This is a genomic window from Natronomonas gomsonensis (assembly GCF_024300825.1).
Lineage (GTDB): Archaea > Halobacteriota > Halobacteria > Halobacteriales > Haloarculaceae > Natronomonas > Natronomonas gomsonensis.
Genome location: NZ_CP101323.1, coordinates 728,042 through 742,130, shown reverse-complemented (window position 1 = coordinate 742,130; position 14,089 = coordinate 728,042). Strand labels below are relative to the sequence as shown.

18 protein-coding genes are annotated in these 14,089 nt (G+C 63.1%); 10 read left to right on the top strand and 8 right to left on the bottom strand.

The features are described 5' to 3' along the window. The first annotated feature begins 4 nt into the window (after positions 1-4). Entirely contained in the window at positions 5-1,426 is a 1,422-nt protein-coding gene (locus tag NMP98_RS04130) for a DUF7289 family protein (RefSeq protein ID WP_254860290.1), read from the top strand. A gap of 10 nt (positions 1,427-1,436) precedes the next feature. Here NMP98_RS04130 and NMP98_RS04125 read toward each other — a convergent pair whose 3' ends face one another. Beyond that, positions 1,437-2,249 carry an alpha/beta fold hydrolase gene (locus tag NMP98_RS04125; RefSeq protein ID WP_254860289.1) on the bottom strand — a complete coding sequence of 271 codons (813 nt, stop codon included), beginning with the start codon at positions 2,247-2,249 and terminating at the stop codon, positions 1,437-1,439. 138 nt (positions 2,250-2,387) lie between these two features. Between NMP98_RS04125 and dacZ the strand changes: the two genes are divergently transcribed. From dacZ to NMP98_RS04110, 3 genes are read left to right on the top strand one after another with little or no spacing between them, the layout of a single operon-like run. Then, entirely contained in the window at positions 2,388-3,197 is an 810-nt protein-coding gene (gene dacZ / locus NMP98_RS04120) for a diadenylate cyclase DacZ (protein ID WP_254860288.1), read from the top strand. Beyond that, positions 3,197-3,991: a mechanosensitive ion channel domain-containing protein gene (locus NMP98_RS04115; protein WP_254860287.1), complete on the top strand. Its 795-nt coding sequence runs from the start codon at positions 3,197-3,199 to the stop codon at positions 3,989-3,991. Before dacZ ends, NMP98_RS04115 begins: the two co-directional genes overlap by 1 nt. 58 nt (positions 3,992-4,049) lie before the next feature. Next, positions 4,050-4,556, top strand: coding sequence for a redoxin domain-containing protein (locus tag NMP98_RS04110; protein ID WP_254860286.1), 507 nt, complete (start codon positions 4,050-4,052; stop codon positions 4,554-4,556). 16 nt (positions 4,557-4,572) lie between these two features. On the opposite strand, the gene NMP98_RS04105 is transcribed toward NMP98_RS04110, so the two are convergent. From NMP98_RS04105 to NMP98_RS04095, 3 genes are read right to left on the bottom strand one after another with little or no spacing between them, the layout of a single operon-like run. Further along, positions 4,573-5,097, bottom strand: a complete 525-nt coding sequence (locus tag NMP98_RS04105) for an acyltransferase (RefSeq protein ID WP_254860285.1) — start codon at positions 5,095-5,097, stop codon at positions 4,573-4,575. A 31-nt stretch (positions 5,098-5,128) separates the two neighbouring features. Further along, complete coding sequence (locus tag NMP98_RS04100; protein WP_254860284.1) at positions 5,129-7,015, bottom strand: DEAD/DEAH box helicase; 1,887 nt, start codon at positions 7,013-7,015, stop codon at positions 5,129-5,131. A gap of 59 nt (positions 7,016-7,074) precedes the next feature. Next, a complete protein-coding gene (locus NMP98_RS04095) occupies positions 7,075-7,320 on the bottom strand; it encodes an Rdx family protein (RefSeq protein WP_254860283.1) in 246 nt (81 codons plus the stop codon). Positions 7,321-7,439: 119 nt separating this feature from the next. Between NMP98_RS04095 and NMP98_RS04090 the strand changes: the two genes are divergently transcribed. After that, positions 7,440-7,703 carry a hypothetical protein gene (locus NMP98_RS04090; protein ID WP_254860282.1) on the top strand — a complete coding sequence of 88 codons (264 nt, stop codon included), beginning with the start codon at positions 7,440-7,442 and terminating at the stop codon, positions 7,701-7,703. A gap of 57 nt (positions 7,704-7,760) precedes the next feature. Beyond that, complete coding sequence (locus NMP98_RS04085) at positions 7,761-8,051, top strand: DUF5779 family protein (RefSeq protein ID WP_254860281.1); 291 nt, start codon at positions 7,761-7,763, stop codon at positions 8,049-8,051. On the opposite strand, the gene NMP98_RS04080 is transcribed toward NMP98_RS04085, so the two are convergent. After that, on the bottom strand, positions 8,044-8,742 hold the full coding sequence (locus tag NMP98_RS04080) for a VOC family protein (protein WP_254860280.1): 699 nt from the start codon (positions 8,740-8,742) through the stop codon (positions 8,044-8,046). The two genes, NMP98_RS04085 and NMP98_RS04080, sit on opposite strands and share 8 nt — an antisense overlap. A 106-nt stretch (positions 8,743-8,848) precedes the next feature. On the opposite strand from NMP98_RS04080, the gene NMP98_RS04075 reads away from it, so the two are divergent. Together NMP98_RS04075 and NMP98_RS04070 are read left to right on the top strand one after the other, a co-directional pair. Continuing rightward, positions 8,849-9,514, top strand: a complete 666-nt coding sequence (locus NMP98_RS04075; protein WP_254860279.1) for a hypothetical protein — start codon at positions 8,849-8,851, stop codon at positions 9,512-9,514. Positions 9,515-9,560: 46 nt separating this feature from the next. Beyond that, the gene (locus NMP98_RS04070; protein WP_254860278.1) at positions 9,561-11,687 is read left to right on the top strand and encodes a CHAT domain-containing protein; all 2,127 of its coding nucleotides are present in this window, start codon (positions 9,561-9,563) and stop codon (positions 11,685-11,687) included. An 8-nt stretch (positions 11,688-11,695) separates the two neighbouring features. Here NMP98_RS04070 and NMP98_RS04065 read toward each other — a convergent pair whose 3' ends face one another. Continuing rightward, on the bottom strand, positions 11,696-11,845 hold the full coding sequence (locus tag NMP98_RS04065; protein WP_254860277.1) for a DUF7503 family protein: 150 nt from the start codon (positions 11,843-11,845) through the stop codon (positions 11,696-11,698). A gap of 234 nt (positions 11,846-12,079) precedes the next feature. On the opposite strand from NMP98_RS04065, the gene NMP98_RS04060 reads away from it, so the two are divergent. Next, positions 12,080-12,493: a JAB/MPN domain protein-containing protein gene (locus tag NMP98_RS04060; RefSeq protein ID WP_254860276.1), complete on the top strand. Its 414-nt coding sequence runs from the start codon at positions 12,080-12,082 to the stop codon at positions 12,491-12,493. On the opposite strand, the gene NMP98_RS04055 is transcribed toward NMP98_RS04060, so the two are convergent. Beyond that, positions 12,481-12,690, bottom strand: a complete 210-nt coding sequence (locus NMP98_RS04055) for a ribbon-helix-helix domain-containing protein (RefSeq protein ID WP_254860275.1) — start codon at positions 12,688-12,690, stop codon at positions 12,481-12,483. The two genes, NMP98_RS04060 and NMP98_RS04055, sit on opposite strands and share 13 nt — an antisense overlap. Positions 12,691-12,785: 95 nt before the next feature. Here NMP98_RS04055 and NMP98_RS04050 point away from each other — a divergent pair, with 95 nt between their 5' ends. Continuing rightward, positions 12,786-13,115, top strand: a complete 330-nt coding sequence (locus NMP98_RS04050) for a DUF5789 family protein (protein WP_254860274.1) — start codon at positions 12,786-12,788, stop codon at positions 13,113-13,115. Here NMP98_RS04050 and aglJ read toward each other — a convergent pair. Further along, positions 13,112-14,047 carry an S-layer glycoprotein N-glycosyltransferase AglJ gene (aglJ, locus tag NMP98_RS04045; protein WP_254860273.1) on the bottom strand — a complete coding sequence of 312 codons (936 nt, stop codon included), beginning with the start codon at positions 14,045-14,047 and terminating at the stop codon, positions 13,112-13,114. The genes NMP98_RS04050 and aglJ overlap by 4 nt on opposite strands. Between the last annotated feature and the right edge of the window lie 42 nt (positions 14,048-14,089).

Genomic DNA, 14,089 nt, shown 5'->3' with positions numbered 1-14,089 from the left:
GACAATGAAAACCGTCGGTGAGCGGGCGCAGTCAGGGGTCATCGGGAACGTGCTCATTTTGGGCTTCGTACTCACTGCGGCGGCGACTATCGTGGTCATCGGTGGGGCTGCATTCGTCGACACGAAAGCCGACGCACAGATGCAGAGCGCAGAACAGGCCGTCTCACAAATAAGCGCAGGCGGTAGTCAGGTCGGCTTGGGCGGGTCCCCTCGGCAGCAGTTCCGTCTCGATGGGGCTGACGGGACCGTTTCGTTCCGGCCGAACGCCGGGTCAGTCCGGGTGTATCACGATTACGGGAGCGGTGAAACAGAAATTCTCAACGCCTCGTTTGGTTCCCTCGTCTACTCCGTCGGCGATGAAGAAGTGGCCTATCAGGGCGGTGGCGTCTGGCGTGGCGATGCCGACGGTGGCGTCATGGTTTCGCCGCCGGAGTACCACTATCGTGGACGGACGCTGACGTTCCCGCTGGTCCGAATGACCGGTCAGCCGTGGTCTGACTCCGGGACGGTTCGGGGGACGATGGGCGACAACGGAACGGAAATCGTGTTTCCTGATGGGGGGTTGGGGAACCCGCTCGATAACGGCACGGTGTACGTGGAGGTCCAAAGCGACTACCACGACGGATGGGCGACGTTCTTCGCGAGTCGTGCCGAGGGTAACGTCCAGCACTTCCCCGACAATCGGACGGTCGTCGCCGACCTGACCGTCCCCTTCGAGGAGACGTTCGACCACGCCGTCGCGGCGACGACCATCGGCGGAATCGACGAGGGGGCGGTCGAGGGGCCGACCATCGACGGCGTCGACCGACCCTCTCCGAGTTCCGAAATCGAAGCGCGTATCGACGACTGTGAAACCGGTAGTTGCGCCAGTCTCGACGGAACCGTCGAGAACGAAGTCATCAAAAACGGAGTCCACTACGCCGACGAGTCGGTCACCATCGATTCCGGAACGACGTTCGACACCAGCGACGGTGACATCGACATCGTCGTCGACGGCGACCTCACCCTGAAAGGACAGGGCGGACCCCACAGCGTCGACCAAGAGATAACGGGCGGCGGCACTGTCACGGTGTACGTAAACGGGACGCTGGATGCCACTGGCAATCCGCTGACGAACACGAACGGGAACCCATCTGATTTGCTCGTCTTGATTCATACGAACCAGAGCAATACTCTGTCGTTCAGCGGCACAGCGCAGTTCACCGGTGCAGTCTACGCGCCGGGGTCGACAATCGAAATCAACGGCGGCGGGGCGGTAGACGACAACATCGTCGGCGGCGTCGTCGCAGAGTCCTTCGAGGCCGATGGGAACGGAAAACTCGCTTACGAACCGATGACCCACGAGTTGGAGTTGAACAACACGGAGAACCAGATTACGTTCCTCCACGTTTCGGAAAACAGAATCGACATCGAACGAGCCGATTAGCGGGCAGCGGTCAGTACACGCCGTCGAGGAACGCGGCGAGTGCGTCGTTGACGGGGTCGGGGTTTTCGAGGTTCGAGGAGTGGCCGGCCTCGGGAACCATCACGCGTTCGGCGTCCAGTCGCTTGAGGAGCGACTCGGAGCGCTCGGGTTCCAACGCCACGTCCTCCTCGCCGTGGACGACGAGCGTAGGCACGTCGATGTCGTCGAGTTCGTCGGTGAAGTCGGGGCGTTCGAGCCACGAGTTCACCTCGTGATACACCGATTCGCCGGGGTAGGTCCGCCAGCGGTCGACCCACCTCTCGGCGAGGTCGGCGTTGTCCGCGTTTGTCGTCGCCCCGAAGAGGATGTGCTGGATGACCCCGGCCAACTGTTCGGGAACCTCGCCCGTCTGGCGGGCCGTCTCTATCATTTCGGTGTAGCGCTCGATTTCGTCGTCGTCGTGTGTGCCGGCGGTGGTGTCTATCATGACGAGACCGTCGACGCGGTCGGGGTAGCGCTCGGCGAACCGCAGCGCCATGAACCCACCCATCGACATGCCGCCGAGAACACAGGAGTCGATACCTTTCGCGTCCATCAACGCGGCGCAGTCGTCGGCGAGGTCGTACAGGTCGTAGGGGCCGTCGTAGCGGTCGGTTCGCGCCCGGGTGTCGTAGGCGACGACGCGGTAGTCGTCTTCGAGGGCCTCGATTTGGGGTGCAAACATCGTCCGGTCCATGAGCGTTCCGTGACACAACACGAGCGGTGGTCCGTCACCGCGGTCCGTGGCGACCGTTTCCGGGCGTCTCCGATAGCGTTCGACCGAGGGATCGTCAGATGATGCCATGACACGTGGGCGAGTGCCACGGACTTATAACTGTGTGCGAATCCACGAGTCCCTACGACGTAATGGCGTGGTAACGCTCGTCAGTCAGGCGTCGTACTGCCCGCAATCTTTTTTCCTGTCTGATTCGATAGGCAAATGATGAGTGAACTCGGGGACCTGTTGGATGATATCGTAGCCGACGTGGATAGCGTGTTCCTGTTTTCCCCGAGCGCATCGCTTTTCGAGCGGTTCGCCGACTCCGAGACGCCGCTGGTGGTCGTCGGTCCGGAAAACGACGTCGACGCCGACAACTACGTCGAACTTCCCTTGGAATTTCGGGACCTCAGAGAGCGGATACGGTTCGGCATCGAGGGCGGCCTCGACAACGAGTACCTCGAAGAGGGCGACCAGGTCGCGTGTGCGACGAAACTGTTCGCCGACGACATCGACACGATTTCTCGCGTCCGCGCGGGTGACTTCGAACATTCCGGAGTGTACGACCTCTTCGTCAACAGCCGTGCCGACCCCAACGTCATCCGGAACGTCCTCGAAGTCGCAATCGAGTTGGGGAAGAAAGGACAGAAAGGCAAACGCGTCGGCGCGCTGTTCGTCGTCGGCGACGCCGGCAAGGTGATGAACAAATCCCGTCCGCTCTCCTACAACCCCTTCGAGAAGAGTCACGTCCACGTCGGTGACCCAATCGTCGACGTGATGCTCAAGGAGTTCTCTCGACTCGACGGTGCCTTCGTCATCAGCGACGCCGGAAAAATCGTTTCGGCGTACCGGTACCTCGAACCCTCCGCCGAAGGGGTCGACATCCCGAAGGGACTCGGCGCCCGACACATGGCCGCCGGCGCGATCACCCGCGACACCAACGCCGTTGCGGTCGTCCTCTCGGAGTCAGACGGACTGGTTCGCGCCTTCTCCGGCGGTGAAATCGTCCTCGAACTCGACCCGGAGGAGTACTGATGGCACTGGTCACCGCACGCGGGTGGTACGCCGACCTCACGGCGGCCGAACAGAACCTCGCCGTCGCCGTCGGAGTCGTCGTCGGTGGCCTGATACTCGGTGCGGTGACCGCGTGGGTCGTTCATCGCGTCCTCGTCGCGCTCAGCGTCGACGATGCCGTCGAGGGGACGCCGTTCGAGCGAACCGCCCAGCAACTCGGCAGTTCCAGCGTCCGCCTGCTCGCACAACTGTGTGGTCTGTTCGTCTTCACCGTCGCGGCGCTGTACGCGCTCCGAACGCTCGGAGTGCTGCCCTCGGAACTGTTCATACAGGAGTTGGTTGATTTCCTCCCACGGGTGTTCATCGCGGTGCTCGTCGTGATGGTCGGACTCATCGCCGCCGACAAGGCCGAACTCGTCGTCGGCGAACAACTCCGAAGCATCAAACTGCCCGAAGTGACGCTGATTCCGACGCTGGTGAAGGTGTCGGTGCTGTACGTCGCGGTGCTCATCGCGCTGTCGCAACTCGGCGTCGCGACCGGTGCGCTGTTGGTCCTGCTCGCGGCCTACGCCTTCGGCGTCTTCTTTCTCGGTGGATTGGCGTTCAAGGACCTTCTGTCCTCGGCCGCAGCCGGCATCTACCTGCTTTTGACCGAACCGTACACCATCGGTGACGAGGTCGAAATCGCGGACAACCGCGGTATCGTCCAGGAGATGGACGTGTTCGTCACCTACGTCGAAGACGACGGCGAGGAGTACATGATACCGAACCGGACGGTACTCCGAGAGGGCGCGATGCGGGTTCGGGAGACCTGATTGCGCTCGCGGCTTCGGTGACCCACAGAATTTTGCCTCGAACCGACGAAGGGATCATATGCTCTCGGAAGGGACGACCGCGCCCGACTTTACACTCTCTGGACTCGGACTGCCGAACGACGCCGACGAACGGGGGATGACCGAATACCACCTCGAGGAGTTCGCTCGCGGCTCTCCGACACTTCTCGCGTTTTACCCCGGCGATTTCAGCCCCGTCTGTACCGACGAACTCTGTTCGCTGCGCGATATCGCCCTTTCGTCCATCGACACGTCCCGAGATGTCTACGGTATCTCCCGGGACAGCCTCTTCACGCACGAGGCGTTCGCCTACGACCACGACATCGATTTCCCGCTTTTGAGCGATGTCGAAGGGGACGTCTGTGCAGCCTACGACGCCATCCACGAGGAGGACGCGGGGGACGGCGTCGAAGCAGGACTGGCCAAGCGGACCCTGTACGTCCTCGCACCGGACCTGACTATCGAGTACGCCTGGCAATCGGATGACCCCTGGGTCGACCCCGACATCGAAGCGGTTGTCGACGAATTGGTCGCCGCAGGCTCCTGAACGGCAGGGACTCGACTTACTCCTCGTTGCCGTCAATTGGCTCGGCGGGAACGCCGGCCCACGTCTCTCCCGGTGGCACGTCGTCGGCGACAAGCGAGTTGGCGGCGACCTGCGCTCCGGCGCCGATTTCGACGCCCGGCAACACGACGGTACCGGCGCCTATCATCGCTCGCTCGCCGACGTGTACCTCTCCGGTTCGGTACTCCTCTTGGAGGAACTCGTGGCACAGCAGCGTCGCGTCGTAGCCGATGATGGCGTCGTCGCCGACGGTGATGAGTTCGGGCCAGAACACGTCGGGCGTCGACTCCAACCCCCACGAGACCCCGGTTCCGACGTCGACGCCGATACGGCGCAGCAGCCAGTTTTTCAGACGCAGACTCGGAGAGTGTCGTGCCGCGACGATGAACGCGTAGTTGAACGCGACGCGGAAGGGGTGTTTCGCGTCCGTCCACGATTGTAAGGAGTTCCGGGGTCCGGGCGTCGAGTGGCGAGCGAGTCGCTCGTGGCGGGGCTGGCCGTCCGCCTCGGAGCCGTCTGTCACGAGTCGACAATCGCGGGGGACCGATTTGAACCTACTCCTCGCCGGCGGGAGCCGAGGAATCGTCGCCGGCCACCCGTCCGCCGCCGAAGGCGATGGGGTCGGCCTCCCGAACGCGGACGCCCCGCGATGCGAGGTGTTGGGTGCGCTTGCGTGCGAAATCCTCCTCGCGCGTTCCTCGCGTCGCGAGGACGTACATTCTCGCTTTGCCGACGGGGCGCATCGTCCGGCCGGCCCGTTGGGCACCCTGACGGCGCGACCCACCGAGTCCCGAGGCGGCGATAGCGACCTCCGTGTCGGGCAAGTCGATACCTTCGTCGCCGACCCGGGAGACGACGATGGTGTCGAGTGGGCCGGTTCGGAACCGGTCGAACAGCCGACTTCGGCGGGCGTGTGGCGTCTCGCCGCTGATGAAGGGCACGCCGAGGGCCTCCGCTATCGCGTCGCCCTGTTCGATGAACTCCACGAAGACGATGGCTTTCGAACCGCGGTGGTCGCGGAGAATCGCCTCGATTTCCTGTATCTTGGCGGGGTTGGTCGCCGCGAGTTGCCGCTTTTCGTGGCCCTCGCTGGAGCCGTACTCGTTGCGGTGGGTCTCGGAGGCCCACGGTAGATATCGTATCTCGACTTCGGGTTCGGCGACGTAGCCGGCGTCGAACAGCGCGTCCCAGTCGGTGCCGATGGGCGGGCCGACGAGCGTGTAGATGTCTCGCTCCTTGTCGTCTTCCCGGATGGGCGTCGCCGACAGCCCGAGTCGATGTTTCGTCTGCAAGTCGGCGCTGCGCCGGCTTATCGGCGCCGGGATGTGGTGGACCTCGTCGTAGACGATGAGACCCCACTTCCGGGAGTCGAACAACATTCGGTGGCGGTCCATCCCCGCCGTCTGGTAGGTGGCGATGGTGACGGGACGAATCTCCTTTTCGCCGCCGTGGTACTCCCCGACCTGTTCGGGAGTGAGGGACGTGTCTTCGAGGATTCGCTCGCGCCACTGGGCGGCCAACTCCCGAGAGGGGACCAAAATCAGGGTTTCCCCCTCGATGTCAGCCATGATGCCGAGGGCGGCGACGGTCTTGCCGGACCCCGGCGGGCCGACGAGGACGCCCGACTTCGCGTCGGCAAAGCGAGCGACCCAGTCGGCCTGATACGGCCGCAAGTCGAGTTCGAGTTCGAGTGGGAGGTCGTCGCCCAAATCGAGCTGGCGGTCGTCCTGTACCGGGTAGCCGGCCTCGTACAGCGTCCGCTTGAGGTCGGCGGTTTTCTCTTCAGCGACCCACGCCGTCTCGTCGCCGATGCGGGCCCGGAGGACGCCGTCGTCGAGGTGCTGTTCGGCGACGTTGCCGAGTAGGTCCGCGCTCTGTGCTTCGAGGACGACGTAGCCGTCCTCGTGGGTCGCCAGTCGGAACCTGTGGGCACGAACCCATTGGCCCTCGACCCATTCCTCTAAGGCGTCGTAGCGGCCACCGAGCGCCGTGCGGATGGTCGTTCGGAGGTCCTCGTAGTCGTCGTGTGGAACGTTCCAGATGTCCTGTTCGCGGACTTCGTAGATGTACCCCTGATCGCGGTTCGTATCCCGGAGATGTGCGAACTGGGAGAGTCGTGCGCGGGTGAACTGCGTCGGGTTGTCCGCGACGATTTCGCGGCGCTTCGGGAACACCGTAATGCGTTCGCGAGCGGCGGTTTCACGGTAGTCGTTCGGGAACCAGACGACCGGGTCGGCCTCGACGTCGAGTCGCTGGAGGTCGCCGGTCTCGACGAGGGATTCGAGGGCATCGACGGCGGCCGACTGCGAACAGTCGACGAGGCGGGCAACCTCGCTGGCGGTGACGACCGGCCGCTCGTGGCGTTCGAGGGCGTCGAAGAACGTCCGAACGTCGACCGCCGGGTCGTCTGGTTCGTCGGATGTGGCGGACTCGTCGGTCACTGACGGCCGTAGGAGTCGAGTGGACAAAAGCGGCCCGTGTCACCGATGCGACGAGTGGGTCAGACGGCCAATCGAGAACGGACGGCGGCGACAGCCTCCATCGGGTCGACGCGGCCGTCGGGGTCGACCGACCACACGGGTTCGTCGTCGACGTGGACGCAGAACACCTCCTCGCCGCTGGGGTCCAGCGTGACACCGTCGACTTCGTCGTAGTCACGGAGATAATCAGAGAGAACCCGCTGTGTCGCGACCGCCTCGGCCCCGAGTCGACACGGGGCACAGTACTCGATAGCGATTCGTACCATATCAACGGACAACACGCAGATAATTTAATGACAGGTGTTGGTGGCAGGCGTTGCCAGAAGACACACGTTCGACTCCCGGAACGGAGAACGGTTATGCCTCCTCGACGCCCAGCGAGGATATGCTCAACCTCAACCTCGATTCGTTCATGGTCGAGTTCAAGGACGGAAGCGTCAAGAACGTCGGACCAACCGACAAGTCGGCGACCGCCAAACTGTTCGACGCCACCGACGTCGAGGGGCGTGCATTCGGTGACCGACGGGTGAAAATCGTCGCCACCGATGCGGAGGGCAACGAGGTACAGATAGCTCTCGACCCCGAGCAAGCCGCCGCGGTGGCAGACGACATCGACGCGCTTCGGGAGGAAAGCGCGGTATTCGAGTGAACTCCGGCCCGCAAGTGAGGCCGGCAGGCTTTTTCTTCAGCGCTCGATGCATCGGGTATGAGCGACTTCGACCTGGACTTGCAGACGGCGGAGGGAGAACTCGACGACCCCGAAACGGGCGGGCAGGTCGTCCTCGGCGTCCTCGACGGAACGACGGACCCCGAGGAGTGGATTGCCCACGTCGAAAGCGGGGACGTGCTCGTGTTGAACGTCGATGGTGACCTCAACGAACTCGCAGCCGGGTTCGCCCGCGAGATTCGGGACATGGGCGGGGAGTTGATGCACTTCCGGGACTTCCTCGTCGTCGCCCCGCCCGACCGAGACATCGACACCGACCGCCTCAACTGAGAAACGTCAGGTAGTGGCCGTCGGGGTCCCGAACCCGGACGCCGCCGTCGACCGACTCCCGTTTCGTCACGCGTGCAGCCACGGAATCGGCTACGCGTTCTGGGTCCTGTGAGTCCACCCCCACGTCGACGTGGACGCCGCCACGGGCGTCGGCCAGTCCCAGATGCGGCTCCCACAACTCGATGTCGAACGGTCCCGTCGTCAGCCGCGTCCGTCGTCTGTTGTCGCCTTGGTCGACGATTTCGAACCCGAGGTCGGTGTAGAACGCCTCCGCGCTCGGGAGGTCTTCGACCTCGAAGACGACTTCGAAAATCCCCGAAAGTGCCGGACTGTCGCCGTCGGTGCTCTCGCCCGCCGTTCCGATTTCGACGCAGTTGCCCTCGGGGTCGTAGAAGTACAGCGAGCGCATCCCGCCGAAGTCGACCTCCTGTAGTTCGAAGTCGTCTTCGAGGCGGTCCCACCACGCATCGTAGTCGTCTTCCGGGCAGGCGAAGGCGTAGTGGGTGTGAAGTCCGCCCCGTGGGATGCCGTCGGGACGACGCAGGCGGAGTTCGGAGTTGCCACCGACGCCGAGGGTGACTTCCCGGTCGGATTCGGACACGACCGGAACGTCGAGGTGCGTGCGGTAGAACTCGACGATTGGGTCGAGATACTTGACCTCCAACGTCAGCCAGCGACACGCACCGAGCATACAGGAGATGTGGCCGCCACGTCGATAAACCCCGGGGGCGGTCGATGGGGTGGTGGCGACTGCCGGCACTCCGAGATTTATACCGCGTCGGGCCGTTCCTGTCGGTATGCCGATTAAAGCATCTGGGGATGCGGAGATGGAAGTCGTAGACCGCTTCGACGACGGTGTCGGCTGGATTGCCCACCCCGAGGAGACGATGCAGCGTGCCTCCCACGCCGTCGTCAGCGACGACGAGTTGTGGGTCCTCGACCCCGTCGACGCCGAGGGTGTCGACGAACTCCTGGCGGAGTTCGGCGAGGTGGCCGGCGTCGTCACGCTCTTAGACCGACACAAGCGGGACTGTGCAGCTATCGCCAACCGTCACGACGTACCCGTCTTCGTCCCCGAGTGGATGAACGGGGTCGCCAACGCCCTCGATGCACCTACCGAGCGGTTCGGCGGCCAGTTGGCCGACTTCAGGGTCGACGCACTCGTCGACAATCCACTTTGGCAGGAAGCAGTCCTGTACGACGGCGAGACGCTCGTCGTCCCCGAAGCGCTGGGCACTGTCGACTACTTCCGGGCATCCAGTGAGTCCCTCGGCGTCCACCCCATGTTGCGGATGATTCCCCCGCGGTCGCTACGGGAGTACGACGCCGAGCGACTACTCGTCGGGCACGGACCCGGCGTCTTCGAAGGCGTGAACGAACACATCAGGACGGCAATCAAGGGCTCCCGCTCGAAGGCACCCAGTATGTATCTCAAGAGCTTCAAGCAGTTTTTGGGTTTCTGACACCGTCGATAGGCTTTTGCTCGTGACAGGAGAACCCCCGGCAGGAATGGGTTCCGGCACGAGCGGAGAGGAGGGCAAACACATCAACCGTGTATCGGTACGCTCCCTCGACGGCGAGTGCGGGATTCGCATCGACGACCGTATCCAACGGCGCCACTGTGAGATTCGGACGGACCGTCCGTCCGACCCGACGCCCGCCGACGACAGTCAGTTCAACTACCCCGTCGACACGGCTGTCGAACTCACGGCTGGGCGACTTACGTTCGAAGGGTTTTCGCGAACCTTCGTCCACGACGGCACGGACGTTACCGAGGTGGAGTACTTCGAATCGGTGTCGTTCGACGACGGCCACTACACCCTCGAACTGTCGGGTCCGGTGAAACTCTACGTCGAACTCGAAGGCGCGATAGACGTTCAGACGACCGTCTCCGAGATGGATGTTACACTCTCGGAGGCCGCTTCTGTCCGAATCGGTGCGCGCTCGTATCACGAACAACCGGCGGCGACTGTCACCACGACCGACGACCCGACGGACGTGATGGCCGCGGTGTCGACGTTCGGCAGTGCGATGAAGACGACCGCGAGCGAGCGGTCGTATCCGACGCTCCGCGGGCACCCGCCCGCGCTCCAGCGGGGGTCGTCGCTGTCCGTCCCCGACGGCCTACAGCCCCCCGAGACGGACGTTCACATCGAAGTCCCGGAGTCGCTGTTCGAGCCGCTGGCCGTCGCACCGCTGGCGTACTATCTCGGTGCCGAGGTCGTCCCGGGGTCCGAACCGCAACTCGTCGTCGACGGAGAACCGTTCTCCCTGGAAGGAGATGGGGGCTTCGAGCGGACCGTCGAGCGGACGCTCAAGCGGACCTTTTTTCTGGACTGCGTGGTTCGGACGGCAGGTCCCCGGTCAGTCCCGCTGTACGAGCGCCGCGCCGTCGCGTCGTCGCTCGATGTCGACCTGAGCGACTTGTACGGACGGTCCGGCGCCGAGCGCCTTGCGGCGTACAACACCGTCGATTACGATTCGATTTCGTCGTTCGTCCCGACGTGGAAACTCACTGCCCACGTCGACCCAGTCGGGTCGAGCCTCGAGGTGCTGCCGTTCCTCGTCGACGACCTCGCGGTCGTTCGCTCTCCGTCACAGCTCTCAGTGGAGAACGACGACCCGTTCGTCGAAAACGACGGCCCCTTCGAGGCGTCGACACCCGACGACGGCGAGTTCGTCCGCTCGACGACTCGCTCTCCATCCGAGTCCCCGGCGACCCCGACCCAACACGTCCAACCCGACCAGGCGGATTCCCTCGAACAGACCTGGGTTGGAGAGGGGACGCCGCTCGGAGCCAGCAAGGCCATCCCGGAAGCGTTCCGGAACCGACTGGACCGAGACCCCCGTGAGGGCGATATCGAAATCGTCGTCGTCTGCAACGACGAGGAGATGCTGGAGGAACGCGACGTCGCCGCGGAGGTGTACGGCTCTCGCGAGGAGTTCCCCATCGACGTGACGTTCTACGAGGATTTGACCACCGACCGCCTCGCGCTCGTCCTCGAATCCGACGTGGACTTCTTTCACTACATCGGCCACGTCGACGAGGGGGGATTCGAGTGCTCCGACGGCCTGCTCGATGTCGATTCCGTCGGCGACATCAACCTCGACATCTTCTTTTTAAATGCCTGTCGCTCCTATCGGCAGGGCCGGCGACTCATCGAAAAAGGTGCGATTTCGGGCGTCGTGACGCTCGATGACGTGATAAACAGCGGTGCTGTCCGAATCGGAAAGACGCTGGCAAAACTGCTCAACTACGGGTTCCCGCTGCGGTCGGCGCTGAACATCGCGCGCGAACGGAGCATCGTCGGGACCCAGTATCTGGTTATCGGCGATGGGAACGCCGATATCGCCCAACATCAGGGCAACGTGCCAGTTCTTGCGAGAGTTGACGCGGAGTCGGATGAGTACGACGTTACGCTCACGACGTACGCCACGAGCGGATTCGGTATGGGAACGCAATACCGCCCGCCGATTCAGGGCATCAAAGAGGTCTATCTGTGTCCCGGAACGTTACCGACGTTCAACGTATCCGAGCAGGTGCTCGAAGAATACCTCTCGTTGGCTGTACTCCCGGTACTGTTCGATGGAACGTTCGGCTGGTCTGACACGCTCTCGTTGAGCGACTTGTTGTAACTGGGTCTCTACGGTCCAGCGTACCCGCCACCAGCGACCATTCCAGCTTGGCTCAGCAGCAGCAGGGCGGTGAACAGGACGCCGGCCATTCGGGGGTGCTCTGCGAGGAACGCCTTGATCGAACTCGACTCCGACTCGGGGGTGGTGCTTGCGGACATTACAGTTCACCCGATGAGCGCCATATATATAAAGTTTTTGTCAATTTAAAGATAAAATTAACGTATGCCATCCGTCTGCCGTCTCAGCGCTCGCCCGCACGGGTTATTTATAATTACGTGTTAACTTCCCCCACGATACGGCTAATGAGCTGTTAGTTCTACCGACGGGCCGTCTCAGAACGTGAAAATTCAACCGTCCGACGGACATTTACCGCTGTTCGTCGTACTCCACCCGTGGTCTACATCACGCAGGGACTGCTGACCGCGCTGTTGGAGTTGGCGACGGACCGCGACCCCTCGTCGGTGACCGTCGCCTTAGCGGTGACACCGGCGTCGGAACTCGATGCCGGACTTCCGTCCGAGGCGTCGGTGTTCACCGACATGTACCTCCCCGACACCGGCGGGTCTGTCACCGCAGTCTTCGGGATGGACCTCTCGACGCCCGGCACGGCCGGGCGGTTCATCTCACATCCGGACGGCGTGTTGGCGCTGACGAAAGCCGACGACCTACACGAAGTCGTCTTCGTCGCGGTGCCGCCGTACGAGGAGGACTGCGTCGCCGCCTTCGACCGCTCCGGCGACGAATACGGTCTCGAGGTCGTCGATGCCGCCCCGCCGCCCGGAGAACTCGAGGACTACTCCAGGTAACCGAGGTCCTGTAGCTGGTCGGTTATCTCTTCGAACTCAGCCTCGGTGAGTTCGCCGCGCTGTTGGTGCTGGATGACGATACTCCGGAGCAGAAACCGAACGAGGTCGCTCGTCGACGAAAAGCTGGTTCCCTCGATGGTCTCCTCGATGCGCTCTGCGAGGTCCTTCGGAATCGAAACCGTCGTGTAGTCGGTCATGTCCCCCGAGACGGCGCCGGACCGGATAGGCGTTGTCCATCCGTGTTGTCACGAGAAGTGAGGGTTTACAGTGATGAGGCTCGAACCTCGGTGTAATGGGAGTCCGGCCACCACAGCAAGGGGACGATGAACCCCCCGACACAGTCGCTTTCGGTATCGCCGCGCTCGATGAGCACCTCGACCGGGCGGAGATTCAGTTTCCTGCGACCCAGCAGGAACTGCTCGATGCGCTTGGTGACCCGGAAATCCCCTACGACGCGACAGGCAACACGATGTCCCTGTCGGAGGCACTCGACAACACCCACGTCAGCAACTTCGAGACAAAACAGAACCTGATGAACGCCCTGCATCCCGTCTTCGAGGCCCGGCGACAGGCGGCCAACGGAAGTCTCGTCGGGCAACTGCGCTCCCTGTTGCCGTTTTAATCTTCCAGTTCCCGCAGCCGGTCTGATATCTCTTCGAGCCGCCGCGTCTGCTCTCGGTTCACCGAGACGATGATGTCCGATAGTACGCCGAACATCAGCAACTGCATCGACAGGAGAATGAAGAACACCGACAACAGGGCGATAACTTCGTGTGAAATGCCGCGGACGAAGTAGTCGTAGCCGACGTAGGCGGCCAGAACAGTCCCGAGTGCGGTTCCGGCGACGGCGACGCTCCCGAAATAGAAGATGGGATTGTTCGTCTTCGTCAGCGTGTACAGCGTGAGGACGATTCGGCCGCCGTCCTTCAGCGGGTGGAGGTTCGTCTCGGAACCGCCGGGACGGGCCTCGTAGCGAATCGGTACGACTTCCGTCGAGACGCCCTGTCTGATGCATTCGACGGCGAGTTCCGTCTCGATGCCGAACCCGTCGGCGTCGAGTTGGAACCGCTCGAACGACGACCGCGTAAAGGCCCGATACCCCGAGAGGATGTCACGGAGGTTCCGGCCGTGGACGGCGGCGAACAGCCGATTGATGAGTCGGTTGCCGACGGTGTTCAGGCGACTCATCGCGCCGTCTTCCATGTCGGCGAATCGATTCCCGATGACGTGTTCGGTCCGTCCATCGAACAGCGGTTCGAGCATCGCTTCCGCGTCTTCTGGCCGATACGTCCCGTCGCCGTCGGCCATCAACACGTACGGTTCCTCGACGTGCTCGACGCCCTCTCGGACGGCCTGTCCCTTCCCCGACCCCGACTGGGTGAGGACACGCGCTCCGTGCTCGCGAGCGATGTCGCGCGTTCCGTCCGTGGAGTCGCCGTCGACGACGAGAACGTGTTCGAACCCCTCGGCACGGAACCCATCGATGACGTCGCCGATGGTCTCAGCCTCGTTCAGCGTCGGCAGGAGGACACACACGTCCGCGAGGTCGGGCATTACCGCCGTCTGGAACACCGAAGGATAAAAAGACCAAGCTTT

Excerpts from the sequence above, each read along its gene's own strand:
- dacZ (WP_254860288.1), top strand. The coding sequence starts at position 2,388 with ATGAGTGAACTCGGGGACCTGTTGGATGATATCGTAGCCGACGTGGAT.
- NMP98_RS04070 (WP_254860278.1), top strand. The coding sequence starts at position 9,561 with ATGGGTTCCGGCACGAGCGGAGAGGAGGGCAAACACATCAACCGTGTA.
- NMP98_RS04115 (WP_254860287.1), top strand. The coding sequence starts at position 3,197 with ATGGCACTGGTCACCGCACGCGGGTGGTACGCCGACCTCACGGCGGCC.
- NMP98_RS04090 (WP_254860282.1), top strand. The coding sequence starts at position 7,440 with ATGCTCAACCTCAACCTCGATTCGTTCATGGTCGAGTTCAAGGACGGA.
- NMP98_RS04055 (WP_254860275.1), bottom strand. The coding sequence starts at position 12,690 with ATGACCGACTACACGACGGTTTCGATTCCGAAGGACCTCGCAGAGCGC.
- NMP98_RS04125 (WP_254860289.1), bottom strand. The coding sequence starts at position 2,249 with ATGGCATCATCTGACGATCCCTCGGTCGAACGCTATCGGAGACGCCCG.
- NMP98_RS04080 (WP_254860280.1), bottom strand. The coding sequence starts at position 8,742 with ATGCTCGGTGCGTGTCGCTGGCTGACGTTGGAGGTCAAGTATCTCGAC.
- NMP98_RS04065 (WP_254860277.1), bottom strand. The coding sequence starts at position 11,845 with ATGTCCGCAAGCACCACCCCCGAGTCGGAGTCGAGTTCGATCAAGGCG.
- aglJ (WP_254860273.1), bottom strand. The coding sequence starts at position 14,047 with ATGCCCGACCTCGCGGACGTGTGTGTCCTCCTGCCGACGCTGAACGAG.
- NMP98_RS04075 (WP_254860279.1), top strand. The coding sequence starts at position 8,849 with ATGCCGATTAAAGCATCTGGGGATGCGGAGATGGAAGTCGTAGACCGC.
- NMP98_RS04050 (WP_254860274.1), top strand. The coding sequence starts at position 12,786 with ATGGGAGTCCGGCCACCACAGCAAGGGGACGATGAACCCCCCGACACA.
- NMP98_RS04130 (WP_254860290.1), top strand. The coding sequence starts at position 5 with ATGAAAACCGTCGGTGAGCGGGCGCAGTCAGGGGTCATCGGGAACGTG.
- NMP98_RS04085 (WP_254860281.1), top strand. The coding sequence starts at position 7,761 with ATGAGCGACTTCGACCTGGACTTGCAGACGGCGGAGGGAGAACTCGAC.
- NMP98_RS04095 (WP_254860283.1), bottom strand. The coding sequence starts at position 7,320 with ATGGTACGAATCGCTATCGAGTACTGTGCCCCGTGTCGACTCGGGGCC.
- NMP98_RS04110 (WP_254860286.1), top strand. The coding sequence starts at position 4,050 with ATGCTCTCGGAAGGGACGACCGCGCCCGACTTTACACTCTCTGGACTC.